At 64.7% G+C, this 26,158-nt stretch carries 28 protein-coding genes and 1 tRNA gene; 14 read left to right on the top strand and 15 right to left on the bottom strand.

The window, feature by feature from the left end; genetic code table 11:
- The first annotated feature begins 45 nt into the window (after positions 1–45).
- Genes AC13HB_RS14320 through AC13HB_RS14300 form a run of 5 tightly spaced genes read left to right on the top strand, consistent with a single transcriptional unit; the run spans position 46 to position 4,730 of the window.
- Positions 46–1,218 (top strand): MFS transporter, encoded by a 1,173-nt coding sequence (locus AC13HB_RS14320; protein WP_482950456.1) that lies wholly within the window; start codon positions 46–48, stop codon positions 1,216–1,218.
- A 10-nt stretch (positions 1,219–1,228) separates the two neighbouring features.
- Positions 1,229–2,383: an MlaE family lipid ABC transporter permease subunit gene (locus tag AC13HB_RS14315; RefSeq protein WP_482950455.1), complete on the top strand. Its 1,155-nt coding sequence runs from the start codon at positions 1,229–1,231 to the stop codon at positions 2,381–2,383.
- On the top strand, positions 2,380–3,153 hold the full coding sequence (locus AC13HB_RS14310) for an ABC transporter ATP-binding protein (RefSeq protein ID WP_482950454.1): 774 nt from the start codon (positions 2,380–2,382) through the stop codon (positions 3,151–3,153). The genes AC13HB_RS14315 and AC13HB_RS14310 overlap by 4 nt, the downstream gene beginning before the upstream one ends.
- 3 nt (positions 3,154–3,156) lie before the next feature.
- Positions 3,157–4,107: an MlaD family protein gene (locus tag AC13HB_RS14305; RefSeq protein ID WP_482950453.1), complete on the top strand. Its 951-nt coding sequence runs from the start codon at positions 3,157–3,159 to the stop codon at positions 4,105–4,107.
- Positions 4,104–4,730 carry an ABC-type transport auxiliary lipoprotein family protein gene (locus AC13HB_RS14300; RefSeq protein WP_482950452.1) on the top strand — a complete coding sequence of 209 codons (627 nt, stop codon included), beginning with the start codon at positions 4,104–4,106 and terminating at the stop codon, positions 4,728–4,730. Before AC13HB_RS14305 ends, AC13HB_RS14300 begins: the two co-directional genes overlap by 4 nt.
- On the opposite strand, the gene AC13HB_RS14295 is transcribed toward AC13HB_RS14300, so the two are convergent.
- Together AC13HB_RS14295 and AC13HB_RS14290 are read right to left on the bottom strand one after the other, a co-directional pair.
- Positions 4,727–6,784: a coiled-coil domain-containing protein gene (locus AC13HB_RS14295; RefSeq protein WP_482950451.1), complete on the bottom strand. Its 2,058-nt coding sequence runs from the start codon at positions 6,782–6,784 to the stop codon at positions 4,727–4,729. The genes AC13HB_RS14300 and AC13HB_RS14295 overlap by 4 nt on opposite strands.
- A gap of 185 nt (positions 6,785–6,969) precedes the next feature.
- Complete coding sequence (locus AC13HB_RS14290) at positions 6,970–7,224, bottom strand: hypothetical protein (RefSeq protein ID WP_482950450.1); 255 nt, start codon at positions 7,222–7,224, stop codon at positions 6,970–6,972.
- Positions 7,225–7,370: 146 nt separating this feature from the next.
- On the opposite strand from AC13HB_RS14290, the gene AC13HB_RS14285 reads away from it, so the two are divergent.
- On the top strand, positions 7,371–8,585 hold the full coding sequence (locus AC13HB_RS14285) for a DUF418 domain-containing protein (RefSeq protein ID WP_482950449.1): 1,215 nt from the start codon (positions 7,371–7,373) through the stop codon (positions 8,583–8,585).
- Here AC13HB_RS14285 and maiA read toward each other — a convergent pair.
- Together maiA and AC13HB_RS14275 are read right to left on the bottom strand one after the other, a co-directional pair.
- Positions 8,582–9,232: a maleylacetoacetate isomerase gene (maiA, locus tag AC13HB_RS14280; RefSeq protein WP_482950448.1), complete on the bottom strand. Its 651-nt coding sequence runs from the start codon at positions 9,230–9,232 to the stop codon at positions 8,582–8,584. The genes AC13HB_RS14285 and maiA overlap by 4 nt on opposite strands.
- A 9-nt stretch (positions 9,233–9,241) precedes the next feature.
- Positions 9,242–9,877 (bottom strand): fumarylacetoacetate hydrolase family protein, encoded by a 636-nt coding sequence (locus AC13HB_RS14275; protein ID WP_482950549.1) that lies wholly within the window; start codon positions 9,875–9,877, stop codon positions 9,242–9,244.
- Positions 9,878–9,974: 97 nt separating this feature from the next.
- On the opposite strand from AC13HB_RS14275, the gene AC13HB_RS14270 reads away from it, so the two are divergent.
- The 4 genes from AC13HB_RS14270 (at position 9,975) to AC13HB_RS14255 (ending at position 15,372) form a co-directional block, all read left to right on the top strand.
- Complete coding sequence (locus AC13HB_RS14270; RefSeq protein WP_482950447.1) at positions 9,975–10,439, top strand: MarR family winged helix-turn-helix transcriptional regulator; 465 nt, start codon at positions 9,975–9,977, stop codon at positions 10,437–10,439.
- 528 nt (positions 10,440–10,967) lie between these two features.
- Positions 10,968–11,480, top strand: a complete 513-nt coding sequence (locus AC13HB_RS14265) for a hypothetical protein (protein ID WP_482950446.1) — start codon at positions 10,968–10,970, stop codon at positions 11,478–11,480.
- Positions 11,481–11,511: 31 nt separating this feature from the next.
- The gene (locus AC13HB_RS14260) at positions 11,512–13,527 is read left to right on the top strand and encodes a TonB-dependent receptor plug domain-containing protein (RefSeq protein ID WP_482950445.1); all 2,016 of its coding nucleotides are present in this window, start codon (positions 11,512–11,514) and stop codon (positions 13,525–13,527) included.
- A gap of 141 nt (positions 13,528–13,668) precedes the next feature.
- Positions 13,669–15,372, top strand: coding sequence for a methyl-accepting chemotaxis protein (locus AC13HB_RS14255; protein WP_482950444.1), 1,704 nt, complete (start codon positions 13,669–13,671; stop codon positions 15,370–15,372).
- A gap of 117 nt (positions 15,373–15,489) precedes the next feature.
- Here AC13HB_RS14255 and AC13HB_RS14250 read toward each other — a convergent pair.
- Both AC13HB_RS14250 and AC13HB_RS14245 read right to left on the bottom strand, forming a co-directional pair.
- Positions 15,490–15,565, bottom strand: a tRNA-Lys gene (locus AC13HB_RS14250).
- A 108-nt stretch (positions 15,566–15,673) separates the two neighbouring features.
- Positions 15,674–16,777, bottom strand: coding sequence for a Vgb family protein (locus AC13HB_RS14245; protein WP_482950443.1), 1,104 nt, complete (start codon positions 16,775–16,777; stop codon positions 15,674–15,676).
- Positions 16,778–16,907: 130 nt separating this feature from the next.
- Here AC13HB_RS14245 and AC13HB_RS14240 point away from each other — a divergent pair, with 130 nt between their 5' ends.
- Positions 16,908–17,243: an Hpt domain-containing protein gene (locus AC13HB_RS14240; RefSeq protein WP_482950442.1), complete on the top strand. Its 336-nt coding sequence runs from the start codon at positions 16,908–16,910 to the stop codon at positions 17,241–17,243.
- Positions 17,244–17,259: 16 nt separating this feature from the next.
- On the opposite strand, the gene AC13HB_RS14235 is transcribed toward AC13HB_RS14240, so the two are convergent.
- On the bottom strand, positions 17,260–17,592 hold the full coding sequence (locus tag AC13HB_RS14235) for a chorismate mutase (RefSeq protein WP_482950441.1): 333 nt from the start codon (positions 17,590–17,592) through the stop codon (positions 17,260–17,262).
- 145 nt (positions 17,593–17,737) lie between these two features.
- Between AC13HB_RS14235 and AC13HB_RS14230 the strand changes: the two genes are divergently transcribed.
- Together AC13HB_RS14230 and AC13HB_RS14225 are read left to right on the top strand one after the other, a co-directional pair.
- Positions 17,738–18,370, top strand: a complete 633-nt coding sequence (locus AC13HB_RS14230) for a glutathione S-transferase family protein (RefSeq protein ID WP_482950440.1) — start codon at positions 17,738–17,740, stop codon at positions 18,368–18,370.
- Positions 18,371–18,374: 4 nt separating this feature from the next.
- Positions 18,375–18,881, top strand: a complete 507-nt coding sequence (locus AC13HB_RS14225) for an NUDIX domain-containing protein (RefSeq protein ID WP_482950439.1) — start codon at positions 18,375–18,377, stop codon at positions 18,879–18,881.
- Here AC13HB_RS14225 and AC13HB_RS14220 read toward each other — a convergent pair.
- The 3 genes from AC13HB_RS14220 to AC13HB_RS14210 are packed head-to-tail and all read right to left on the bottom strand — an operon-like array spanning position 18,878 to position 20,692.
- Complete coding sequence (locus tag AC13HB_RS14220) at positions 18,878–20,053, bottom strand: vWA domain-containing protein (protein ID WP_482950438.1); 1,176 nt, start codon at positions 20,051–20,053, stop codon at positions 18,878–18,880. The genes AC13HB_RS14225 and AC13HB_RS14220 overlap by 4 nt on opposite strands.
- A gap of 23 nt (positions 20,054–20,076) precedes the next feature.
- Positions 20,077–20,298: a GDCCVxC domain-containing (seleno)protein gene (locus AC13HB_RS14215; protein WP_482950437.1), complete on the bottom strand. Its 222-nt coding sequence runs from the start codon at positions 20,296–20,298 to the stop codon at positions 20,077–20,079.
- Positions 20,285–20,692, bottom strand: a complete 408-nt coding sequence (locus tag AC13HB_RS14210) for a hypothetical protein (RefSeq protein ID WP_482950436.1) — start codon at positions 20,690–20,692, stop codon at positions 20,285–20,287. The genes AC13HB_RS14215 and AC13HB_RS14210 overlap by 14 nt, the downstream gene beginning before the upstream one ends.
- Positions 20,693–20,768: 76 nt before the next feature.
- On the opposite strand from AC13HB_RS14210, the gene AC13HB_RS14205 reads away from it, so the two are divergent.
- Positions 20,769–21,197 (top strand): MerR family transcriptional regulator, encoded by a 429-nt coding sequence (locus AC13HB_RS14205; RefSeq protein WP_482950435.1) that lies wholly within the window; start codon positions 20,769–20,771, stop codon positions 21,195–21,197.
- A 426-nt stretch (positions 21,198–21,623) separates the two neighbouring features.
- Here the strand turns inward: AC13HB_RS14205 and AC13HB_RS14200 are convergent, their stop codons facing one another.
- From AC13HB_RS14200 to pseG, 5 genes are all read right to left on the bottom strand, one after another.
- On the bottom strand, positions 21,624–22,382 hold the full coding sequence (locus AC13HB_RS14200; protein WP_482950434.1) for a hypothetical protein: 759 nt from the start codon (positions 22,380–22,382) through the stop codon (positions 21,624–21,626).
- A 108-nt stretch (positions 22,383–22,490) separates the two neighbouring features.
- On the bottom strand, positions 22,491–23,375 hold the full coding sequence (locus tag AC13HB_RS14195; protein ID WP_482950433.1) for an AAA family ATPase: 885 nt from the start codon (positions 23,373–23,375) through the stop codon (positions 22,491–22,493).
- A 74-nt stretch (positions 23,376–23,449) separates the two neighbouring features.
- Positions 23,450–24,532 carry a pseudaminic acid synthase gene (pseI, locus tag AC13HB_RS14190; protein ID WP_482950432.1) on the bottom strand — a complete coding sequence of 361 codons (1,083 nt, stop codon included), beginning with the start codon at positions 24,530–24,532 and terminating at the stop codon, positions 23,450–23,452.
- A 4-nt stretch (positions 24,533–24,536) separates the two neighbouring features.
- On the bottom strand, positions 24,537–25,100 hold the full coding sequence (pseH, locus tag AC13HB_RS14185) for a UDP-4-amino-4,6-dideoxy-N-acetyl-beta-L-altrosamine N-acetyltransferase (RefSeq protein ID WP_482950431.1): 564 nt from the start codon (positions 25,098–25,100) through the stop codon (positions 24,537–24,539).
- On the bottom strand, positions 25,093–26,154 hold the full coding sequence (gene pseG, locus AC13HB_RS14180; RefSeq protein WP_482950430.1) for a UDP-2,4-diacetamido-2,4,6-trideoxy-beta-L-altropyranose hydrolase: 1,062 nt from the start codon (positions 26,152–26,154) through the stop codon (positions 25,093–25,095). Before pseG ends, pseH begins: the two co-directional genes overlap by 8 nt.
- Positions 26,155–26,158: the final 4 nt, after the last annotated feature.

Raw genomic sequence — 26,158 nt, 5'->3', positions numbered from 1 at the left:
CCGGAGGCTGGACCTCACGGCTAAAGCGGGGCAAGTGAGCACGACATGCACAAGACGCCCGCCTTCCGATTTGCGGCCTATTACGGGGCCTTCTATCTGACGCTCGGTGCCTTCCTGCCATATTTCCCGAAATGGCTGGACGGACGTGGGCTCTCGCCGGAATGGATCGGCTGGATCGTGGCTGCGGGCCTTGCCGGACGAACCCTGGTTTCGCCGCTCGGCGCGCGCTGGGGCGATACGGCGAAGCGGCGCAAGGATCCGATTTTCGTTTTCGCGGTGCTGTGCTGTCTCGTCTTCATCCTGCACGCGCCTTTCGCCTCGCCCTGGCCGCTGCTCGCACTGTCTTTCATGAGCGGGGCGCTGCTCTTCGGGCAAATCCCGCTCATCGACGCCTTCGCCCTGCGCCAGGCGCGCGATGAGGGGTTCGAGTTCGGTCCGGTTCGTTCGGTTGGATCAATCCTCTTTATCCTGTCCAACTTCGCAGCCGGCGCGCTGATCGACAGTCAAGGCACCGGCAGCGTCCTGGCCTGGATGATCGCCGGAGCCGGGCTTCTCGTCCTGGCCGCCGCCTGGTTGCCGCCCGGTCGACGAATGACGGGACAGACGGTTCGGCGATCGCAATGGGGCGAGCTGGGCCGGCTGATCCGCAGTCCGTTCGGGCTCGCCTTGCTGGCCTCGGCATTCGTGCAGGGCGGGCATGGTTTCTACTACGCCTTTTCCGCGGTCGCCTGGAGCGATGCCGGAATCAACGACATCACTATCGGTGCGCTCTGGGCGACGGGCGTCGCGGTCGAGGTCGTCTTCCTCTGGCTCTCCGGGAAGGGACGCCTGGGCCGGCTCAGCGCCGCGGCCATGCTGGGGCTGGGCGCCGCGGCGTCCATTCTGCGCTGGGGACTGACGGCGCTCTCCCCTCCGCTGCTGATCCTGTTCGCGCTCCAGGGCCTGCATGCGCTGACCTTCGCGGCGAGCTATCTCGGCTTTCTCCGATACGCCGCGACGGCCGTACCCGATGATCAGGCCGCGACGGCGCAAGCGATCAATTCCGCGCTCTCCGGCGGCGTCGTCATGGCCATTGCGTCGGCGGTCTCGGGGTATTTCTTCGCGCGGATCGGCGCGGGCGGTTTCGCCATCATGATCGTGCCGGCTGTTCTGGGCCTCGCTGCCGCAATTGCATTGCATCGCGTTTCCCCACTCCCGCCCGCGAAAGAAATCGACTAGGGTCGCATTTATGAGGGGACATCAACTGGATGGGCCGGACCCGGCGGGCCTGGTCGTACGTGAGCAAGACGGCAAGACCGTCCTTGAACCGCATGGCGACTGGCTGATCGAAACGATCGGCCGGCAGGATGCTGCCATTCGCCAGGTCGAGGAGACCGTGCGTCCCGATCTCATCGTCATCGATCTCGACCATCTCGGTCGTATCGACACGGCCGGCGCCTATCTTCTGGGTCGCGCGACGCGGCGCTGCGGCGAGCCGGATGGCGAGTACCATTTCACCGGCTCCCACCCCACGGCGCGCCGCCTGATTCATGAAGTCCGCGGCCGCACCGAAATCTGCCCGCCGGAACGGCCCAGGCAGGGCGGTTTCGTCAAGGCGATGGGCCGCATCGGGGCCGGGCTGGAGATGGCGTATCTGGAGGCGGTCGACACGTTCGGCTTTCTCGGGCGGACCCTGACGACCGGTCTCCGGGCCATGGTTCAGCCCTGGCGGTTCCGCCTGACGCCCACCGTCTGGGCGATGGAAGAGGTGGGCGTCAACGCGCTGCCAATCGTCGCCACGCTGGCTTTCTTTATCGGGGCCGTGGTCGCCTATATGGGGGCCAATCTCCTGCAAAGCGTGGGCTTTTCCGTCTTCACCGTCGAACTGGTCGGGATTTCCGTCCTCCGCGAATTCGGTGTGCTGATCACCGCCATCATGCTGGCCGGCCGGTCCGACAGTGCGTTCACGGCCTCGATCGGCGCCATGAAGATGCAGCAGGAGATCGACGCCATGCGTGTGCTCGGTCTTGATCCGTTCGAGGTCCTGGTCCTGCCGCGCGTGGTCGCCTGCGTGCTGATGGCGCCGCTTCTGACTTTCGGCGCCATGATTTCCGGCCTGATCGGTGGCATGCTGGTCGCCTGGACCGCCCAGGACATCTCGCCGGCGCTCTTCTTCTCGCGCCTCAATTCGGAACTCGATATCAGCCATTTCTGGGTCGGCATGTCCAAGGCGCCCGTCTTCGGCCTGGTCGTGGCGATCATCGGCTGCCGTCAGGGCATGCAGGTGCGCGGCGACGTGGAATCGCTCGGGCGCCGCGTGACGGCGTCCGTGGTGCAGTCCATCTTCGCCGTGATCGTGCTCGAGGCGCTCTTCGCCATGATGTATCTGGAGCTGGGCATATGAGTTCGGACGTCCTCATCTCCGTCCGGGACCTGCACTCGGCCTTCGGCAAGCATGTGGTCCACGACCATCTCGACCTCGATATCCGCCGGGGCGAGATCCTCGGCATTGTCGGCGGGTCCGGCACGGGCAAGACCGTTCTGCTCAACTCCATTCTCGGACTCAAGGAGCCGGACGGCGGCGAAATCCTGTTCGGCAGGCGGCGCCTGTCGGACATGAAGGAGGCCGAACGCCGCAAGATCGACAGCCGATGGGGGGTGCTCTTCCAGGGCGGCGCGCTGTTCACCTCACTGACCGTGCTTGAAAACGTCATGGCGCCCCTGCGTGAGCATATCGACATGCCGGACGCGCTCATGGAGGAGATCGCCGGTATGAAGATCGGCCTGGCGGGGCTCGACCAGGATGCCGCCCAGCGCTACCCGTCGGAGCTTTCCGGCGGCATGCGCAAGCGCGCGGCCCTGGCGCGCGCGCTTGCGCTGGATCCGGACATTCTCTTTCTCGACGAACCGACCGCCGGCCTCGATCCGGTCGGCGCGGCAGCCTTCGACACGCTCATTCTCGAACTGTCGCGTGCACTCGACCTGACCGTCGTCATGATTACTCACGACCTCGACAGCCTCTATGCCATTTGTGATCGTGTCGCCGTGCTGGCCGACAAGAAAGTCGAAGCGGTTGCGCCGATCGAAGAGCTGTTGAACAACCCACACCCGTGGATCCAGAAATACTTTCATGGGCCACGGGGCCGCCGGGCCGGAACCGGCAAGGAGCGTTAGCGTATGGAAACCAAGGCTCATCACGTCCTGGTCGGTGTCTTCGCCGTCCTCCTCTGCGCCGCGCTGGGCTTTTTCGTCCTGTGGCTCTCGAAAGTCTCCTTCGACGAGGAATACGCCTATTACGACATCGTCTTTGACGGACCGGTGCGCGGCCTGCGCGAGTCCGGCGAGGTCCGTTTCAACGGTATCCAGGTCGGCGAGGTCATCGAGCTGGAACTGGACGATCAGAGCCGGGTGATCGCGCGCGTGCGTGTACTGGCGCAGACGCCGGTCCGCGTGGACAGCTTCGCCCAGCTCGAACCGCAGGGCCTGACCGGCCTGTCCTACATCCTCATCACTGGCGGGACGCCGGACGCAGAGCGACTGCTCAGCCCGGCCAGCCGTCCGCCGCCCCGCATCTTCGCCCGGCGGGCCCAGCTGGAAGGTATTTTCGAAGGCTCCGAGGACGTGCTCGACGCGGCCCAGACGACGCTCTTCCGCCTGTCGGCCCTTCTGAGCGAGAACAATATCGAAGAGGTCTCCGCCACGCTCGGGAATCTGCGCGAGATCACAGACAATCTTGCTGCCGAGCAGGCCCTGATCGACGACATGCGCGCCGCCATCCAGCGCATCGATACGGCCGCAGCCGATATTTCGGTCGCCGCCAATTCGCTGCAACAATTCGGCGTTACGGCAGAGGCCTTCCTCGTCAATGACGTGACTCCGGCTGTCAATGAGACGACGGCGGCGGCCATCGCAGTCAACCAGGCCGCAACCGACACGAACGCACTCGTGCTCAGTGTGACGCCTGCGATCGAGGACTTTGCCGATAACGGCCTGGAAGACCTCAATCAGGCGTCTTCCGAACTGCGCCGCCTGATCGCTTCGCTGGAGCGCATTGCGCTCGAGCTGGAAAACAATCCCGGAGGTTTCATCGCCGGCTCGCCGCGTGAAACCGTGGAGGTCCCACAATGAACCCGATTCATCTCGTCAAACCGGTCCTGGCCGGGCTGAGCCTGCTTTCCGTGTCCGCATGCGTATCCGTGCTTCCGGAAAGCGAGCCGGTGACCGTCTACCGTCTGTCCTCGCCGGAGCCGCGTGAGTGGAGCGGTGGCGACTGGGTCATCGTCGAGATCGAGGCGCCGCTGGCGCCGCGCGGGCTCGCGGGCGATACCATCGCCATCGCACGGGACGACCGGAATCTGGCCTATATCGAGGGTGCGCGATGGATTTCGCCGGCACCCGCCCTGGTCCAGAATCTGGTAATCGACAGCTTCAATGCCGACGATGCTCGCCTGGCCCCCGCCCGTCCGGAAGACGGTACGCGCGCGGATTACGAGTTGCGGCTGGATTTGCGCCAGTTCGAGGCGGCCTACGTGAACGGCGAGAATTCCGCTCCGGTCGTGCGGGTCCGCATTGCCGCCAGACTGATCGCGGAGCGTGGGCGCCGCTTCGTGGGGGCCCGCGTGTTCTCGGCGGACGTACCGGCTTCGTCCAACCGGACGAGCGCCATCGTCGCGGCGTTCGATGAAGCCTCCAGCCAGGTCAGTTCCCAGATTGCGGACTGGTCCGCTGAGCGGACTGTCCAGACGGACTAGCTCTTCTTTCCGGGTTTGCGGCCGGGGCGCTCACGCGGTGCGTCGGCGTCCTCGTCCTCGGGCATGTTCGAGAGCAGGTCCTTCCAGCGCCAGCCCGGCTCGCCGCCCGGCTTGCGCGGACCTACACCGCGTTCCGGGAAACCGACCGAGTGCTCTGCGGCCCGGGCGCCCGGCGCCTGTTCGACCGACTCGGACGGCTTGTCCCGCTTTGACTTGCGATCACCGGACGGGACCGGCGCGACACCGCCGAGCGGCTGATCCATCTCATCGCCGAATTCGGGATCCGGCTTGCCCTTGGACGGCGCGTCAGGGCGACGACGTGCGGCCAGCGGATCGGGCAATTCATTGAGACCCAGTTCCGGCGCCTTGCGACCGCCGGCAACGGAACCCATCCGAAGCATGAAGTCGGAGAGCAGCTCGTAATTCTGACGGATGCGAGCCTGGAAGGCCGCATCGATTTCCTGGGCCTCCTCGGCGGCCGTCATGGCGGCGGCATTGAGGCCATCGAGACCCCGGCGCAGCGCGTCCACGGCTTCCTGTGCCCGGTCGCTGGCCATATTGGGCATTTCCGAGAGCTTCTCGGTCATGCTTTCGATATGGCGTTCGACGGTCTGCGTCTCGGCACGTGCCGATGCGAGCACGGCTTCGAGACGGCGCTTGACTGACTCGGCGGCTTCGTCGGCGGCGCGAGCGGCGCGCTGGGTCAGCTTGTCGGCTTCGGCCAGGCGGCTCTCGAATGCCTCGTCGGAACGGCGGGCCGCTTCATAAGCAGCCTCATTCGTCTGCTCCACCTTGCTGGAGACAATATCGGCCTGGGCCTGAATCGCCTCGATAGCGGCTTCGGATACCTCCTTGGCTTCCTGTGCGGAAGCGACCAGACGAGCCAGGGCCGCCTCATGAGAGCCAGCGGCATTTTCGGTCTCGTTGCGAACCTGATCCGCCAGCGTGTCGGCGCGGGCGAGGGCTGCATCGACAGCTTCGCTGAAGGCTTTGGCGCCTTCGCTCGCCGCGGTGTTCAGCGCCTCGGCGCCGCCGCGTGCGGTCGCCGCCATCGTGTCCAGTTCGGCCTTGTGGAAGTCGAGTGCGGCACCGATCTTCTCCTGCTCCTCACGCAGGGCTTCGCCCGCATCCTTGAGGCGCTTGCGGTGTTTGACATAGGCCGCATCGAGATTTTCCGAACGCTCCTTGAGCGTGTCCGACAGCTCGCGAAGATTGCCGGTCTGGCGGGTGAGGGCCTCGGCGACGATATCACCGCTCTCGACGACGCTCGTACCGGCCTCGTTGAGATGCCCGACGCTGGCGAGAATGCGCTTCTCGCTATCGCTCGCCTGGGAGGCCGCCAGTTCCGCAGCGGCAGCGACCATTTTGGACTGGTCTGAAATCGCTGCAGCGATCAGCGCCGCCTTGTCGTCGAGGGACTCGGAGACTTCGCCGAGACGCAGGCGTTCGGCGCGCAGGCCCTTGAGCAGCGTTTCCGTTCGGTCGCGGGCATCGCCGGCGGACTGTTCCAGCGTCTCCGCGTGATGGCTGATGACTTCTTCCATGGCTGCGAGGCGGGCGAGCGCGCTTTCCAGCGCGGCATTGATCCGTTCGACTTCGCCGGCGACGGCATTGGAGAGCGTGCGAACCTCGCGCTCGGCATAGCGGGCGGGGTCGGCGAGACGCTCGATGGCGACTTCGACGCGCCGCGTATTGCGGGCATTGCGGATCAGCTCACGTGCCATCAGGCCGGTCATGACAAAGAGCAGGGCGGGGGCGAAGGCGAAAACGGCGAGGCCGGTCAGCTGGCCGAAGCCGTACTGGGCCAGCCGGTCGAGCGACTGGACTCCGAGATAGCCCCAGATGAAAGCGGCGGCCGCGCCCATCCAGAGCAGCGCGAAACTATTGCCGAGCCAGACCAGCCAGCGGCCGGACCGTCCCGGACCGGATGTGTCCTCAGGCTCGCTCGCCGGTGCCGAGAGCGGTCGGCGGTCCCTGGCCGGGGTGATCCGTGCCTCTTTCGACATGGTGGTCTCCGCAAGCTCGATGGATTGGTCGCGAGTCTTCTTCGTCATGCTGTGCCCGGTTGGCCTTCTTCTGCCGGCGAGGATCGTGCCGGCTGTCCGACGTCTCGGTTCGGCGGCACACCGCCGGACCCTGCGCTCATTATGACAGAGAATAAGCCTGTATGCGCGTCAGCGACACAGATAATCTATGCGATATGGATATTTGCGGGGGAAAGGTCGCGTAGACCGGGCCGTCAGCTATCGTAAACGATGCGGGGCGAGGTCACGTAGACAGGTTCGCTTTGCGTGTGCATCAGAAGGCGCCCGGCGCAATCCTCGATATTCACACTGTCCCAGCCGGCCTTGATGTCGGTATAGAAAACTGTGGCGGTCTGGCGGTATTCAGTCGGCTGTTCGGCCTGGCACGCGTCAGGCTCATACTCGATCCCGATGCTGGTCAGGACCAGCATTGCGAACCATTCGATCACCGATGTCAGAACCTGTACCATAGCCCTCGTGCACCCTCAGCTCAGGACCGCTACCGTCATTTAATGACGCGTGATATACGCAATTACAATTCATGAAACTGGGAGCTTCATGAATTCTCTGTAAGAAACCCGGGAATGCGGCCTCAATATGGCCATGGGGGGACATCATGCCGCTCTGGCCGGACGAAGCGGGCAAAACCGCGCAGCAATGTCTGGTCGGCCTGGCCGTTCTCGCGCTGACGATCGCCAATATTTCCGGCTTTGCCTATGTCTGGGCGGCCGGTGCGGTTCCGACGCTTCAGTCCGGTCTCACCGGTGCTCTCGACATCGCGTCCTGGTGGTTCATCCAGACCTTTTTTACCGGCAAGGCGTCGATCCTGCTCGCGGCCATGCTCGGAGCGTGGCTGGCAAGCCTCGACCCTGCCGGTGCGGAAGCGGGAGGCGTGCCGGTCGGCGGGCGCCAGTGGAGCCTGATGAGCTGGCTGTGCCTGGCCGGGCTGCTGCACGGATTTCTGTTCTGGTATGGCGACCAGGCATTCCTGTTCGCCCTGGCCGGAATGATTGCCGCGACCGCCTCGCGCATGCGCCTGGTCAGCCAGCTTCTTCTGGGCGGCGCGCTGGTACTGGTGACGCTCTTCATGCTCTGGGGCGGCAGCGCCCTCGGCGCGCTTGCGGGCGACAGTCTGTCGCCGGCGCAGATGTTCGGCCTCTCGCCGGAGCGGCTGGCCGAAATCGAGGCGACCTGGCGGGGCGGATTCCTCGCGCGCCTTCCCGGGAATATGGCGCTGGAGCTTCAGCATCAGCTCGTGGCCCTTGTTTTCCTCGGCGCTGGCGTCGTCGGGGTGCAGATCCTGGGCATGGCGGCTCACAAATCCGGCTTCCTGTCGGGCCGGCTGGCGCCGATGGTCTATGCCGTGACTGGAGCAGTCTGCCTGGGGATCGGATTGCCGCTGTGCGGTTGGGCGGCCCTGTATGCGCTCCAGACCGGCTTTGCCGCGACGACGGCCTGGAAGGGGGCCGGTTCACAGCTCTTCGGCAGCGTGTTCGTGGTCGCCGGCTACATGAGTTTTATCGTGCTGGGCGTGCAGCAGTCCGTACTGCCGCGCGTGCTGGGCTGGCTGACCCTGGCAGGTGAGGCCTGGCTCAGCCTTTATTTCGCCCAGACGCTGGCGCTGGCGATCGTCTTCTTCGGAATCCCCGGTCTGTCGCTCTTCGGCAGAGTGTCCTGGGGCGGCCTGCTGGCGATAGCAATTGTGCTCCTGGCGCTGCAGCTGGTCGCGGTCCGGTTCTGGTTCCGCGCTTTCACACACGGCCCCGTCGAGTGGCTCTGGCTGAGGCTCGCTTCACGGCAGAGCATTCCGCTGCGTCGCAGGGCCGCCTAATCCGTCTCGGCGTCGGCCTGGTTGGCCGGTGCCGCGTCCCGAAAGGCCGGCAGTTCGCGCACCGCGGCGTCGGCTGCGACCAGAGTCGGGCAGTTGGAAAGATCGGTGCCCCAACGGCGCGCATTGTAGAGCTGCGGTACGAGATAAACTTCCGCCATGCCGGGTTCGTCTCCGTACAGGAAAGGGCTGGTCCGGTCGGGGTCAGCGACCATGGCTTCCAGCGATTCCAGGCCCGATTTCATCCAGCGCTGTGCCCAGGCGGTCATGCCCTCCTTGCCCTGGCCGAGATCTCCGGCGATGGCTTTGAGGACGCGCAAATTCTGCACCGGGTGGATGTCGCAGGCGATGACCGAGGTCCAGCCGCGCACCCGGCAACGATCGGCGGGATCGGCGGGCAGGAGCGCCGGGTTTGGCCAGTTCTCCTCGATCCACTCCAGAATGGCCGGAGACTGGAGAAAGCGCTGTCCCTCGACTTCCAGAACCGGAACCATGCCTTGCGGCTGCTTCGCCCGCCAGGCATCGGAATGCTGCTCGCCCTCCTTCAGATTGATCGAGACCTGTTCGTAGGCGACGCCTTTCATGTTGAGGGCGATACGGAGCCGGTAGGACGCGCTCGAGCGCCAGTATCCGTAGAGCGTAACCGTCATGCTGGTCTCCTAGACGAGGTCGAATTCAAGGGCAGGCAGGCCGTCGATTTCTGCGCGGACGCGGTCGCCGCGGGCGACGGGGCCGACCCCCGCCGGCGTGCCGGTGAAGATGAGGTCGCCGGCGCGCAGCTCGAAAAAGCGCGACAATTCCGCCAGCAGGGCGTCAGGCGCGATGATCATCTGGTCGAGATCGCCGGACTGGCGGCGCTCGCCATTGACCGACAGCGTGATCGCTCCGCTCTTCGGTGGCATGCCCTCGCGCAGGGATCCCATGGGAGCGGAGGCGTGAAAGGCCTTTGCGATCTCCCAGGGCGCGGATTTCTGCTTCATGCGGGCCTGCAGGTCGCGGCGGGTCAGATCGACGCCGACGCCCGCCGCCACAGGACGGCCACCTTCGCCGAGCGCCATGACCATCTCTACCTCATGATGAAGATCCTCGGTCTCCGGCGGATAGGGGATGCAGGTATCGGTCGTGACTGCATCCCAGGGCTTCATGAAGAAGATCGCTTCGGCGGAGGCGCCCATCTCCTTGGCGTGGTCGGCATAATTGCGTCCGATACAGAAGATGCGGCCGACCGGGAAAGTGCGGTCCGTACCGTCGATCGGCAAGCGGGGCAGGGCGGGGGCGGAAAACATGTCGGTCATGCGCAAGGGATAGCCCGGGCCGCGTGAGGCGTCGAGCCGTCCGTCAGTCGAGCCGCCCGGTCTTGCCGCCGCCGCCGGCTTCCGGCAGGACTCCGGCATGAACGATCGATCCGACACTGCCGCGCTCAGGCTTGGCGACTATCTTCCATACCGCCTCGCGGTGACGTCCAATCTCGTCAGCCGGCTGGTGGCGCGCGCCTATCACGCCCGCTTCGGCCTGACGATCTGGGAGTGGCGCGTGATCGCCCTTCTCGGTGAAGGGCGGCCGATGACCGCGCAGGCGATCAGCGATGTCGCGGCGATGGACAAGGTCTCGGTCAGCCGGGCTGTCCGTTCGCTCGTAGAGCGCGGTCTGCTCGACCGGGAGCGCAATAACGCCGACGGTCGATCGCGCCTGTTGCGGCTCACCGACGCAGGGGGTGGCATCTACCGTGATATCACGCCGGTCGCGCTCGAGGCGGAGGCGGCCCTGCTGGCGGGGCTCGATGCCGGGGAGATCGAGCAGCTGGCTGCCGTTCTCGATCGTGTGCGTGAGCGCGCGCTTGAGCTGATGGACGTGTGATCGATCGTTGAACCGGTCGTATAATATACAATTACCAACAAGTAGTTGGTGGTTAATAAATGTCCGTCTATTGGTATTCATATCGCAGGGCCAGAAAGGCAACCGGCGGGGACAGGGACAGGGACGTTGAACCCCGGCGTCGTCACTCCACCCAAAGGTTTTCGGTTAGTAACTTCCTGTGATGGTTAGTAAGTTAGCGAGGCCGGCTGACCCTCTCCCCCCTCGAGGTCGCCTTGCAACATCGGCGCCCGGACCTTCTCTCCCCCCTTAAGGTCCGGGCGTTATGTTTTTCAGAGCAAATTAATCGGCAAGCAAAAATAAAGTCATTTCGTGGCGTATTGTCGCGTGATGCCGCGCTTTGTGTCGTCTATGCAGTCGGTATGCACTTTTGCAACGCCGATTTGCGCAATTGGTAGTGATCTATGCATATTCTATGATTGATAGGAAGCAGTGGGTTAACACCTCTTACCTATACGGCTGAGCCAGGCACATTGATTCACGTGCCCGTCAAAAAAGACTGGGGCTCTCATGCTGAAATTCATAATTCCGGTTCTTTCCGGACTCCTCCTCCTCGCGCCGCAGGCCGCGGCACAGACATCACAGCGCGACATCGAAGTGATCGGTCGTGCGCTCAGCTTCGTCGAAGGCGCCAGCGGGTCCGACCGGACGGTCGCCATCGTCTACGACGCTTCGAGCGAAGCCGAGGCGCAGGCGTTGGCCGATACGATGGCAGGCGGTCTGTCCGCCGGTCGCGTGACGCTGAACGCTCGCCTCGTTCCGGTTTCCGACATCGCCAGCGTCGGCGGTGCCGATGCTGCGGTCCTGCTCGGATCTGCGTCGGGTGACGCCAACGTCTTCTCCACGGCCAGCGGTGCCGGCGTGATGACCGTTTCGACCGATATGAGCTGCGTAGAGAGCGGCGCGTGCGTGATGGGCGTCCAAAGTGCGCCGTCCGTTCGCATCGTGGTCAATCGCGCCGCCGCCGATACCGCGTCCGTCTCCTTCGCCGCCGCCTTCGCGATGATGATCGAAGAAGTCTAGGCCGCTCACGATATCCAGAAGAGATACCATCATGAAGAACATCCTCCTCACGACGACCCTTGCTGCGGTCGTGCTGCCGCTGTCCATCCAGGCCGGCGCCTCCGCCCAGTCCCTCGATTATACAGCCATGAGCGACCTGTTCGGTGAGCCGGTGACCGCTGGCGCCACTGGCGCGCCGCAGCGTTCCTCGGACGTCCCGGCGACCATGGTCATCATCACGCAGGACGATATCCAGCGTTTCCCGGAAGCCGACATTCCCGGCATCCTGCGTCACTATGCGGGCATCAATTTCAACCGCTACAGCTTCGGTGACAGCCAGGTCTCCATCCGCGGTGCCGCGACCGGCTACACGCCGCGCCTTCTGGTTCTGGTGAACGGTCGTGAAGTCTATCTCGACAGCTATGGCTACACCGCCTGGTCGACGCTGCCTGTCCAGTTGGAAGAGATCCAGCAGATCGAAGTCGTGAAGGGCGCACAGTCCGCACTCTACGGCTTCAACGCCGTGGCCGGCGTGGTCAACATCATCACCCGCAACCCGCAGCACGGTGACTACGCCAATGTCCGCGTCAATGCCGGTACGGACGGCTATTCCGATGCCAGCTTCGTCGCGGCCCGCAGCTTCGGCGACCGTGCCTCTGTCCGTGTCAGCTACGGCCATGGCGAAGCCGACGAGTTCGACCCTGTTGCCGGCAACGCCTATGCGGTCGGCCTGGCCGATGGCGGCTATACCCGCGAGACGGCCGCAATCGAGGGCCGCTTTCGCGTGACCGACAAGATCACCCTGACCGCCGAGGCAACCCTTTCGGATGTCCAGCAGCAGGAACTGACCTCTATCTTCTACGCGACGCGATCCGCCTACGAGCTCAACTCCTACAAGCTCGACCTCGAGGCGGACACGGATTACGGCTTCGTGACGCTGTCCGGTTACCGCAACGAGTCCGAGATCGCTTACGATTTCGGTCCGCTCTCCTCGGAGACGACGGTGTTCCGCGCGCAGGACCTGTTCAAGGTCGGCGCCAACGACACGGTCCGTCTTTCCGTCGAGCTGCGTTCCTCCGACACTGTCTCCTTCCCGGAGCCGGGCAATGGCGACATGTCCTCGGAAAGCTGGGCCGCCGCCGCGATGTGGAACCACAGCTTCTCCAACGCGCTCGATGCGACCTTCGCCCTGCGCTACGACGTTGTCGACTGGAGCCGTGGCGGTGCGCCGAACCCGGCCACCTATCCCTTCGCCCAGGCCGATTACGACGTGTCGTTCGAGGAGATCAGCTACAATGCGGCCCTCGTCTGGCAGCCGGACTTCGGCGGCAGCGTCCGTCTGATGGCCGGCCGTGGCATCCAGGCGCCGACCTCTTTCGATCTCGGCTTCACGTCCACGACGACCTCGCCGGGCTTCCTTGTCGCGGTTTCGGGCAACCCGAACATGGTCGCCTCGGCCGTGACCAATTACGAGCTGGCCTATGACCGCGACCTCACCGACACGGTGTCCCTGCGGGCGGCGCTCTTCCACGTCGAGACCGAGGACGTCCGTGGCGTCTTCGGGAGTGTGCCTGACCTGCTGCCGCCGGCGGCCAATGTCCCGACCTTCCTTTTCGACAATCGCGGCGAGACGACGACGAGCGGTGTTGAACTGGCTCTGAGCGGCGATCCGGAAGGCCATTGGGACTGGGATGTGAGCTACACCTACCAGTCGGTCGAGGACGACCTCTCACCGGTTCCGTTCTACACGGTGCAGGATTTTGAAGGCGTCACGCCTGAGCATATCGCCAACGCCCATCTGGGCTGGACCGGCGAGCGCTTCACTGCGGATGCCTATATCAACTATGTGTCCAGCATCGTCAGCCCGATCCAGCCGGTCTTCGGTTCGGTGACGCAAATGGCGATCGACGACCAGCTCTCTGCGTCCTTCCGGGCCGGCTACCGCCTCAACGACCATGTCGGTGTGTCGGTGAACGCCCAGAACGCCAATTTCGGCGATGGCGAAGTCGTCAATGTGAACTATCAGCCCGGTGCGCGTTACTGGGTGCAGCTCACGGCGTCCTTCTAGCCGGAAAAATCGACGCTCCGGGGCCGTGCGGTCCCGGAGCGTTAACCCTGATTTCAGGCTCGTCGCGTCAGACTGGCCTGACAGATGAAACGCCGGCGAAAGCGCGGCGTCGGGGACCGCGGGTCCCTGCTGGAGGCACTCATGGGCAAGAAATTTTCCATCTTCAAGCTGACGATCGCTCAGTCCTTTGCCGTCGCGCCGATCGCGGCCATTCTCGCGCTCATCGCCGTGGCCGGCCTTGGCGCCTGGTCGCTGGAAAGCGGCTCGTCCAATCAGGAACGAGCCGTGTCCGATCTCAATTCCGCGATCGAACTCACCCGTTTCAAGGCACGCCTGGAGGCCATCAACGGCGATGTGCTTTCGATCGTCACGCGCCAGGCCGCCGATGCGGAAGTCGACGTCATGTCCGAATTTGAAGCCGTCTCCGGTCGCGTCACCCAGCTCTCTTCCGAATTGCAGGCTATCGTCGATGCCGGCGAGTCCAGCCTCGCTGATCCGGAAATCATGAACGGGCTGATCGAACAGCTCGCCCTCTACAATGATGCGCTCGACTTCGTCGGCCAGATGCTCGAGCTCGATTTCGCCAGCTCTGTCGCCTTTCTGCAGCCCTTCGACGAGGTGTTCGACGAGATAAATGGCGACCTTGAGGGGCTGGCCGATGAGGGCGCGGCACTGGCGCGTCTCGATGCTGCCGCGACGCGCGATGCGGCCCGCAATTCCATCATCGCCTTCATCGGTCTGACGCTGGTCGTGGGCATTGCCCTCGTCAGCCTCGCCGTTTTCTTCGGCCGCCGTACCGCCAAGTCCGTTCGGTCCATCGCCGATGCGACAGGGACGCTGGCGAACGGCGATTACAGCCTCGACATCGAGGCTCTGGCCCGTACGGACGAGCTCGGCGCCGTCGTCGAGAGCCTGAAGCGTTTCCGCGACAATGGTCTCAAGGCCGAGCAGCTGGAGGACGAACAGCGGGCGCAGGCAGAGGCGAACGAGCGCCGCGCCAGCCGCCTGGACGAGCTCGCCAAATCCTTCGATGCCGACGTGATGGCGATGCTGGGCGAGGTGAATGAAGCCTGCGCGTCCATGGCGGCCATTGCCGAGCAATTGTCCACCTCGGCTTCCGAGGGCTCCGAGCAGAGCAGCCACATGGCCTCCGCGGCTGCGGAAGCTTCTAGCAATGTGGAATCCGTCGCGGCCGCCTCGGAGCAGCTGACGGCGTCGATCCAGGAAGTCACTCAGCAGATCCAGAGCTCTTCGGACATGGCCGCCCAGGCCGACGAGCGCTCCAAGACGGTCCAGACGGTCGTCGCCGAGCTGGGCAATGCCGCCCAGGAGATCGGGCATGTCGTCCAGCTCATCAACGATATTTCCGAGCAGACCAATTTGCTGGCGCTCAACGCGACCATCGAAGCTGCACGAGCAGGCGAGGCCGGCAAGGGCTTTGCGGTGGTGGCGTCGGAAGTGAAGTCGCTGGCGGCACAGACCGCCAAGGCGACCGACGATATCCGGGCGCAGATCCAGTCGATTCAGGATGCGGCCGCCTCTTCGTCGAGCTCGATCGAGGACGTCACCCGCGCCGTCGGCGAGATCAGCCGCGCATCGGCGACCATCGCCGCGGCGGCCGAAGAGCAAAGCGCCTCGACCCGCGAGATTTCCAGCTCGGTCGCGCATGCCGCAACGAGTGCCCGGTCGGTCTCCGAGAATGTCGACGGGGTGTCCCGGTCGGCTCAGCAGACGGGCGAGGCCTCGCAGGATGTCCTGCAGGCCGTACGGACCGTGTCGGAGCGGGCCGAACGTCTCAACCGGACGGTCGAGACCTTCCTCACCGAGGTTCGTCAAGCCAGCTGATCCGTTTCCGACAGTCCCGAACATGAAACCGCCCGGCTGGCAGCAGCCGGGCGGTTTTCGTATCGGGATGGCCGCTTTGCAGCTGGCCGGGTACCGGGAGGGAATTCCGGGAGATTTTGGTGCGCCCACCAGGACTCGAACCTGGGACCCGCTGATTAAGAGTCAGCTGCTCTACCAACTGAGCTATAGGCGCGCCGGTCGGGAGGCGCGGAAAATACTCAGGCGCCGCCCGAAATCAAGACAAACCCGCTTGCAGCCCGGCATGACGGGCATGCAAAGCTGCAAACGTTGGCCGTTTCGGCTATTCGACCGTGGCGCGGCCGATCGTGCCCATGTCCGAACCGAACCAGATCTCGCCGGTGTCCGGCAGGTATTGCATGTGCCGGACGACACCGCCGCCCGACGGAATGCCGGTGACGGAGAAAAAGCTTTCCGACGCCGGGTCGAAGCCCGTGAAGTTGTTCGGATCGACGCCGGTCTCGACGAACCAGATCCGGTCCGAACCGTCTACCGCCATGGCGTAGGGGCGGGCACTCTCGCCCGAGGGCATGGCCCATTCGCGGATGTCGCCGCTGGCCGGATCGAGCATGCCGAGATAGCCGTCGGCATAGTCGCCGTACCATACACGTCCGTCGCTCGTGATCCCGATACGGCGAGGCCGTGCGGTTTCGCGCGGCAGGTCGTGTTCGGTCAGCGTCATCGTGTCCGGATCGATCGAGGCCAGCTTGTGGGTACCGAAAAGGGCGACCCAGATCGTACCGTCGGGCGCCAGCTTGATACCGTAGGGACGCGCGCGTTCGGTGGGAACCGGCAGGATGGTCACTGCGCGCGTTTCGACATCGAGAAAGCCGACCGAATTGGCGCCCTGGCTGGAGAACCAGATATCGCCATTACCGTCGAAGATGAGCGTGTGCGGATCGCGGGCGGTGTCTTCCGGCGTGTCGATGATCTCGAACGTGCCGTCCTCGACGTCGTAGCGCCCGATATGGGCGTCGCGATTGCCCGCATACCAGACGTCGCCGGCCTCATCGACGATGAGATTGTGAGGCCCGGCATCCTCGCGCAGGTCGATACGCTCCATTTCGCCGGTCGCGGTGTCGAGGCGGGCGATGTAGGAATTCACCTGGCCCACGAACCAGACTGTCCGGCCGTCGCGCGTGTAGGGATCGCGCGGGCGCCCCTCCCAGGGTACGGGCCATTCCTGGATGTCTACGGCCGCCGTCTCCGACAGGGACTCCGGCGGCTCGACTCCATCGGCCGGACGGGTCGTTTCCTCGTCAGCGGCGCTGTCATTCATCGTATCCGGAGCGGGCGGGAGGTCAGCGGATGTCGGCTCGCCCGCCTCGGAGCAGGCGGCAATGGCACCAGCGGCGAGGGCCGTCAGCAGGAAATCACGTGTGCGCATCGGTTCAACTCCCCTGTTGCGGGAAAACTAGGGCAGAGGCTGCGTAACGGCAATCTCCGTTCGGGATGCGGGGCGGAGGGGAGGCCGGAACGGAAGGCCATGTTAAGATTCAGGCTCTAGACACAAGGGCATGCTTGCGAACTCGACCTCACACGCGTCTCCGCTCTTCGACGCGGCTCATCTCGCCGGTTACACCGGCGGGGATGAAAGCCTTCGCGACGAGCTGCTCGGCCTGATGTGCGAGCAGGCTCGCCGCTGTATCGGCCTCATGGCTGCGGCCGAGGACGTGACCAGCTGGCAGACGGCGACGCACACGCTCAAGGGCGCCGCCCGCGGCGTGGGCGCCTTTGCGCTGGCGGATTTGTGCGAGGCCGCCGAGGCCCAGCCGCAACCGGCCTGGGATGGTGCGCGGCTCGCCATCGAGCAATGCTTCAAGGAAACCGAGGCGGTCTTCGCCGGTCTTTGAAAGCCGGATTGACCCGTCAGGACGTGGGTTCGCGCGTGCGGTCCCAGACCCTGAATTCGTGCGCGATCGACTGCTCGACCAGCTCGCGCCAGACCGGTTCGACCAGGTCCGGCGATAATCCCAGGTTTTCGGCCTCGGTCCGGACCTTCGAGATCACGTCTTCGATGCGCCATTCGTCGCGCACGACGTCGCGAGAGGGTTTGATGCGCGCTGCGGCATCCATATAGGCTGTTCGCCGGACCAGGAGCGCGACGAGTTCGCGGTCGACCGCGTCGACGCCGGCACGAACTTCCAGCATGGTTTCACAGGCTTCTGCGGGAAGGACGGGAGTGTCTGCTGTCTCGGTCATGGCTTGGATATAACCCGCCCTGTCTCGCCTGTCGCGGGGGCGAATGCACTCGCCCGCGGGAGGCGGGAGTGGCTAACGTTCGACCTTCGCAGGAAGCGGCGTATGCTGGACCGATGGAATCGCGATGGCAGAGGAGGCGCGCCGCATGGCCCGGCCAGTTCGTATCTACGGCGATCAACGCAGCGGGAATTGCCTCAAAGTGAAGTGGACGGCCGATCACCTCGGCATTTCCTACGACTGGCATGAGGTGGACGTGGTGAAGGGCGAGACCCGGACCGAGGACTTCCTGGCCATGAATCCGGCCGGCCAGGTGCCCTGTCTCGAGCGCGAGGATGGCCGCCTCATCGCCCAGTCCAATGCCATCATCTATCACCTTGCCAATACGACGGAGGGAGCGCAGCTGATCCCGGCGGACGCCTTCGATCAGGCGAAGATGCTCGAATGGATGTTCTGGGAGCAATACTCCCACGAGCCCTTCATCGCCGTCCGCCGGTTCCGCAAGGCTTTCCTCAATCTCGGCGATGACGAGCTCGACCCGGATTTGATGGCCAAGGGGCGCCGGGCGCTGGGGGTCATGGAGATGCGGCTGCTCTCGCGCGACTTTATCGTTGGCGATGCGCTCTCGCTCGCCGATATCGCGCTGGTCGCCTATACGCGCGTCGCCGACGAGGGCGGTTTCGATCTGGACGAGTTTCTCAATGTCCGCGGCTGGGTCGCCCGTGTAGAGGGCGAGCTGTCGCTGGACCATGACGAGGGCCGCGTGCTGGTCGCGGGATAGACGCATGCCGGACACGCTCACGGAAGCGGAAATGCCGGTTTTCGGACGCCCCGTACCGGGCGCCGATTATCACGACCGGCCGACCGTATACGGCATTGTTCCCGGCCTGAGCGATGCCGGGCCGAGCGGCGGCGGGCTGATCGCAACCGTACGCATTGCCCGTCCGGCCGGCGATTTCTGGGATTTGCCCGGCGGCATGCTCGATCCGGGAGAGGGGGCGCTGGAGGCGCTTCGCCGGGAATGCCTTGAGGAAATCGGCTGGGAGGTTGCACCGCTGACGGCGATCGCGTCGGCCCGGCAGTACACCACGACCTCCGCCGGCGAGCGTCGCCATAATATCGCGCGCTATTATCTGTGCCGGGCCGTTGCGGACCGCGACGGCAAGGTCGAAGCGGACCACACGCTCGTCTGGCTCGATGCGCGCGAGGCCATGAACCGCATGCGTCACGAAGCGGCGGCCTGGGCGATCGGGGAATGGCTGAAGTCCGGCGTGCGGGCGGACGGGGCCTAGCGAGCCAGCTCCTTCATCGCGGCATCCACACCGTCCAGGGTGAGCGGGAACATGCGGTCCTTGCCGATGATTTCCTGGATCAGGCGCGTGGAATAGGAGTGCTCCCACCATTTCTCGGGCTGCGGATTGATCCAGATCAGGTGGGGCCAGGTATCGGCCAGCCGCTGCAGCCAGACTGCGCCGGACTCCTCGTTCCAGTGCTCGACCGATCCGCCCTCATGGGTGATCTCGTAGGGCGCCATGGCGGCGTCGCCGACGATGATGACCTTCCAGTCGTGCGGATATTTGTGCATCAGGTCGAGCGTCGGCACGGTCTCGGTGCGCCGGCGCAGATTGGAGCGCCACATGCCCTCATAGGGGCAGTTGTGGAAGTAGAAATACTCCAGATTCTTGAAGGTCGAGCGCGCGGCCGAGAAGAGCTCCTCGCACATCTTCACATAGGGATCCATCGAGCCGCCGACATCGAAGAGGGCGAGCACCTTGATCGCGTTGCGGCGCTCCGGGCGCATGACCACGTCGAGCCAGCCCTGCTTCGCCGTTGCATCGATCGTGCTGCCCAGATCGAGCTCTTCGCGGGCACCGTCGCGGGCGAATTTGCGCAGGCGGCGCAGGGCGACCTTGAGATTGCGGGTGCCCAGTTCCCGGTCGCCGTCCAGATCCTTGTAGCGGCGCTGTTCCCAGACCTTGGTCGCGCGCTTGTGCTGGCTCTCCCCGCCGATGCGTACGCCGGCGGGATTGTAGCCGGAATGGCCGAAGGGCGAGGTGCCGCCCGTGCCGATCCACTTGGAGCCTCCTTCGTGGCGTTTTTCCTGCTCCTCGAGCCGCTTCTTGAGCGTTTCCATGAGTTCGTCGAAGGGCAGGGCTTCGAGCTCCGCCTTCTCTTCGTCGGTGAGCAGGCGCTGCATCATGGCTTCCAGCCAGTCCGGCGGGATTTCCTTGTCCTCGAAGAGCTGGCCCAGAACCTCGACGCCCTTGAAGACATGGCCGAACACCATGTCGAACTTGTCGAAATCCTTTTCGTCCTTGACGAGCGCGGCGCGGCTCACCGAGTAGAAATGGCCGATATCCGGCTCGATCACGCCCTTGTCGAGCGCTTCGAGCAAGGTCAGGTATTCGCGCGTCGTGACGGGAATCTTGGCGGCGCGAAGCTCGGTGAAAAACTGGTGCAGCATACCGCATAAACTAGGCCTGCCGCTCAGTCGCAGCAAGCCTCGCCCTGCTGTATTGGCGGGCAGGGGACATCGCCGTAGGAGCAGTAGACACAACAATCCCCGGGCTCGGGCTTCAGGACCGCGCCGCACCCCTTGCAGTCGTAGAAATACTGGCACGCATTGACCGGCATCTCGTCCCGGGAGACATGCCCGCATTCGGGGCAAATTATCACCGATTGCAGGATGGGAGCGTCAGCGCGTGTCATGGTCGGGGCCTCGTTGCGGGGATTGTTCCACATACCGGCCGAAAATCCATTCCAGCCCGAAGGAAACGGCCACCAGTGCAAGTGTCGCGTAGCTGAGATGCGGCACGCGCACGGGACCGAGATCGAGGATTCCGAAACCGACCAGAAGAATCATTACGCCGCCGAGCAGCATCGACGGCCCGGCCATGTAGCAGTGCAGCCGGCCGCAGCGCCGGGCGTTGATGGCGCAGCCGGAACCCATCCAGACGTAGGCGCCCGCCATCAGCAAGATGATCGGCGCCGCGGACAGGTAGTATTGCAGCCAGTTGACGGACAGAAGAACGAGAATCGGCAAACCCCACACCAACAGGAAGGGCAGGGGTTTTCGGGACAGGTCTTTGTGGGCGGCGGTCATGGATTTTGCCTTCGTCGGTCGGCTTCGCGCGGGTGAATTCATAGGTTACTATCTGTAGCCACTACAGGAGCAAGCCGTGTCAAAATCGACACCGTCCTCTATCCCGGATCCGGTCCAGATCGGCGACGCGTCGCGCCGGTCCGGCGTGCATGTCGAGACGATCCGGTATTACGAACGGATCGGCCTCGTCGCACCGCCGTCCCGGAACAGGGGCGGACGGCGGCTATATTCCGGTGCGGATGTCCGGCGCCTGGCCTTCATCCGCCATTGCCGCGATCTCGGTTTCTCCCTCGACGATGTGAGAGCCCTGCTGGACCTCGTGGATGGGGGCATTCGATGCGGGGAAGTCCGCGGCATCGCCCTGGCTCACCGTAAGTCGATCCAGACGCGCATAGCGGGCCTTAAACGCCTCGACAGAAGGCTTGGTGCCCTCGCGCGCCAGTGCGAGGGCGCCGACGCGGCCGATTGCCCGGTGATCGACGCATTGTTCGACGGGTTGCCCTGATCGCGACGGCTTCCCCGTCCTCAGACGGGTTTGAGACCGTCGAGCGCCACGAGGGCGGCCTTCTTCAGCGCATCCGCTTTGTCGCCAACTCGGTCGACCGGACGGTCCCGCCAGGCGAGCGCCTGCAGGCAGGGCGCCGTATCCTCGGGCAGGCGCGGGCTAGCCGCGATTGTTCACCCGAGGTTTTTAGTGGTCTGCCGCCCCGCAGTGCCAGTATCTCCCGCCCGATAAGCGGCGACGACTCCGTCGAGCGGGGTCGCCGTATCTTCCTGGCCATACACGAGACCGGCGGTAGCCAGTGCGAGCGCCAGCGCCGGACGCGGTCACTTTCAGGAATATCGGAACTCTCCCCGGTATGCTCGCACCGTCAGGGGCGCGAGAAAGCCGGGCGAATGCAAGGCTCTGTTGCGACGATTTCCAGCGCGCCTAGCCGACCTCGCGGTATTCGCCGGCCGGCGTCCACATGACGACGGCGCCGTCGGAAAGCGGTTCGAACGTGTCGGAATAGAAATTGGTCGGGGTCACCGCGTGGGGCTGATAGACGACCTGGCGAAAGCGCATCTGGCGCAACAGATTCCGGGTCCGGTACTGGAAACTCCGCACCGCGTTCGAGCGCTGGAAGCGTTCCGCGCTGCAGATCGCCACAAGGTCGCGATCACCCGTGGTGTGGCAGTGCACGCCGTCATAGAAGCTCTCGACATCGCGCAGGCCGGCGCGCAGGCGCGGGAAGAGGCGGCGCTGCTGGCGCGAAAGGCGGTCGCGCAGATGCGCGACGCGGGCGCGTTGGGCTTCGGTCAGCTCATGCGTCTCGGATCGCGCAATGACTCCGGCCCAGTTTTCCAGCTGGCCGAGGATATCCACCACGCGGTCCCAGCTGAGCTCTCGCATCTCGGGAGCATACGCATCCACGGCCTCGATCACCGCCTCGACCTCTGTCGCATAGATTTCCGCGGCTTCCTGCATGCGCACATTGAGCGTGGCGTCGTAATCGCCGGACTCGCCGCGCACGCCTTCCAGCATGGTTTGCTGGGCTGTGTCGCCGGGAGTGCTTGAGGCAGCCGGGCTGGCTTCCGCGGGGGCTTCGGTCTCGGGTGCCGGAGCCGGTTCGCGGGTCAGGGCATAGCCGAGGCCGGCCGCGATTGCGGCCAGGACTATAATGGATGCGGTGAGCCGGGTAGCGGACATGGGGCCTCTTGGTGCGCGCGAGAAATCAGCACACGCTGGTCACGAAGTGTGTTCAAAATGTGTTGGGCCTATCTCGTCAGGCCTGAATTCGGGCCTGACGAGATGGCGTCACGCCGCGCCCGGGCCGCGCGGGGTTGTTCCGCCCGGTCCGGCCGGACCGCGGCGGGCCATGAAGGCGAGCTTTTCGAACAGCATGACGTCTTGCTCGTTCTTGAGCAGGGCACCGTGAAGCGGCGGAATGAGCTTGCGCGGGTCGCGTTCGGCGAGCACGGCCGGGTCGACATCCTCGACGAGGAGGAGTTTCAGCCAGTCGAGCAGTTCCGAGGTCGACGGCTTTTTCTTCACGCCAGGCACGTCGCGGATCTCGTAGAAGAGCTTGAGCGCTTCGGAGAGCAGGCGGCCCTTGAGGTTCGGGAAGTGGACTTCGACGATGCGGCGCATCGTGTCCTCGTCCGGGAAGGCGATGAAATGGAAGAAACAGCGGCGCAGAAAGGCGTCCGGCAATTCCTTCTCATTGTTCGAAGTGATGATGACGACGGGCCGGTTCTCCGCTTTCACGGTCTCGCCGGTCTCGTAGACATGGAATTCCATCCGGTCGAGCTCCTGCAGGAGGTCGTTGGGGAATTCGATATCGGCCTTGTCGATCTCGTCGATCAGCAGAACTGAACGCTCGGGCGCCGCGAAGGCCTCCCAGAGTTTGCCGCGCCGGATATAGTTGTTGATGTCGTGAACCCGGTCGTCGCCGAGCTGACTGTCGCGCAGGCGGGCGACGGCATCGTATTCATAGAGACCCTGGCGCGCCTTGGTCGTCGACTTGATGTGCCACTCGATCAGCGGCATGCCCATCGCCTTGGCGACCTGTTTGGCCAGTTCGGTCTTGCCCGTACCCGGCTCGCCCTTGACGAGGAGCGGGCGCTCGAGAGCCACCGCGGCGTTGACCGCGGCACTCAGTTCTGCATCAGCAACGTACTGATCTGTTCCATCAAAGCGCATGCTTCGCACTTAGCGCGAATGGGCGGCCGTCTCCAGAGGTGAGTACGGAATTTTTCTGCAATGCAGCAGTCGGGTCAGGCGCCGTCGGAACCTGCGGGCCAATCTACCATGTCGAGACCGAGCGGCTCGCCCCGCTTGATGTCCCGCGATGCGGTATGGCCGATCACGCGATCATACCATTTCGGCGCAAGACCATGGCCCGGCCGGATGGAGCGCACATTGTCAGGCGTCAGCGGCTCGCCGGCAGCCACGTCGGCGACGGCATAGAGCGAGCGACGATAGGTGATCGAACCGCGCTCGCTGCTGGCCGCGCCGTAGCGCACCGAACCGAGAGCGTGAAAGGCGTTGTGGCAATCCTCGACAAGGCGTTTCAGCTCGTCTGGCTCCAGCGAGAATTCGCTGTCCGGACCGCCATCCGCGCGGGAGAGCGTGAAATGTTTCTCGATGATGCGAGCGCCGAGTGCCACGGCGGCCACGGCGCAGGCCGTGCCTGGCGTATGATCAGACAGGCCCGGCACCACATCGAAGGCCTCACCGAGGTGAGGGATGGTGCGCAGATCGGCCTGGTCGATCGGGGCTGGGTAGGACGACAGGCAGTGCAGGAGGGCCAGCCCGGTTGCGCCGTTCTCGCGGGCCGTGCGGACCGCTTCATCGATCTCGCCGAGACTGGCCATCCCGGTCGAGATGATCATCGGCTTGCCGGTCTTCGCGACGCGCGCGATCAGGGGGAGGTCGACAGCTTCGAAACTGGCAATCTTGTAGGCGGGCGCGTCGAGCTCCTCGAGCAGGTCGACGGCGGTAAAGTCGAAGGGCGTGGAGAAAAGGGGAACGCCGCACTCCCGTGCCCTGGCGAAAAGCTCGGCATGCCACTCATAGGGCGTGCCCGCTTCCCTGTAGAGATCGTAGAGCGTGCGGCCGGCCCAGGGACCACTCTCCAGGAGGAAACCGGGACCGTCATGATCCATGGTGATCGTGTCAGCGGTATAGGTCTGGATCTTGATTGCATCCGCACCGCATTCCGCAGCCGCCTCGATGGTTTCCAGCGCCCGGTCGATCCGACCGAGGTGATTGGCCGAGACTTCGGCGATCACGAGCGGAGGATGATCCCGCCCGATCGGGCGTCCGGCGATCTCGAAACCGGTCTTGTCCTGGGTCATGATCTCAATCCGTCGTTTCGAGGGGCGGCAGTTTGGGCAGGTTGCGGCGCTTCAGCTCCAGGCAGATCGAGGCGATCTTCTTGCCGTCGCGCTCGACCTTGGCTTCGATCTTGCCGGTTTCGCGGAAGCCGAACTTCCGGTGCAGGCCGATCACCGCATAGTTGAATTCGAGTACCTCGCAGCGCAGGAGATCGTACTTCATCTCGTCGAACACGCGATGCAGGACGAGGCGCTCGACCCGGGTGCCGATACCGCGCCCGGTCAGGCCTTCTTCCCCGATATAAAAGGCCCAGCTCGCCGATTTTTCCGCCGGGTCGATCTCGCTGATCAGCACGACGCCGATATCCTTGCCGTCGCACTGGATCACCCAGAGCTCGCGCGTCTGGTCGGCTTGCACCGCCTCGAACCAGGCCTCGTGCTCGTCGGCCTTGATCTTGTGGTCGGTATACATGTTGCGCCGGACATGCGGCTTGTTGCGCCAGGTCCTGATACGGCCCTTGTCGGGGGCCTTGGCCGGGCGGATGGCGACATGCCCGTCCTGGATCGGGGCTGCAGGTGTTTCAGTCATTTTTATGGGTCTCCGGGCGATTGCCGTTCACCAGTTCCAGAAGCGCAGAGCCGACGCGCTCCGCACCTTTTCCGTCGCAAACGGATGCGGCGTGTTCCGTCAGATCCGTGCAGCGCTCCGGCGTCATTCGGGCCAGCAGGGCGGGCAACTCGGTCCCGACGGCTTCGATCGTGTCGATGGCGAGCAGCGCTCCCGTTCGGGCCAAGTATAACGTAGCGGGCCGCTGATTGGCGGCCAGAATGATCGCAATACTCGGCAGTCCGAGCACGCAGCGCTCCAGCGCCGTCCCGCCGCCGGCACCGATAGCGATATCGGCTTGTGCCATGCGCCGGGCCATGTCGTCGACATCAATACCGAGTTCAAGCCGCGATCGGGATGCTGCGAGCGTGCGAAGGGCCGGAAGGCTGGGCGCTCGCGGTCCGAGGATAACCTCGACGGCCGCGTCCGGCAGTGCATCGAGGACGAGACGGGCAATGCGTTCGGAAATGCCGCCGAGATCGGTCAGTCCCATGGAGACGAGGATGCGCCCGGGCGGGCCCGACCGCTCGGCGCGGCGGGCGAGACTGTCCGTTCGCGCCGCCGCGAATTCGTCGCGCAGCAGGGCGAAGCCGGGGCCGGCGAGGACGCGGCAGTGTTCCGGTACGCGGCCGCGATAACGCTCGGCGGTACGCCCGGCCCCCGGATCGACGAGCAGGTCGCAATCATGCGGTCGGTCGTCGAGATCCTCGATCACCGCCACAGCGCGCGCCCTGGTGCGCAGAGCCGTCTCGTCGGATTCATCGGAACTGTACAGGTCTATGAAGACGGCATCCGCGCGCGCCGGCCAGCCGTCCGGGAGCGGCAAATCGCTGTCGCCATGCGTATCGAGCACGGGAAAGCCTGACCGTGCGAGGGCCGGAACCAGGTCCGCGCTTCCCGGTGCGCAGGCGAAGCCGACACGGCAGTCACGCGACTGCAGCCAGCGCGCCAGGGACAGGCAGCGCATGATGTGACCGCCGCCGAGTTCGGGGAAGGCGTCGGCGCGGATCATGATGTGCGGTGGCGCGTGTGTCATGGCG

Source organism: Maricaulis sp. B-26, from assembly GCF_056857855.1.
This window is presented reverse-complemented; position numbering and strand designations above follow the sequence as displayed.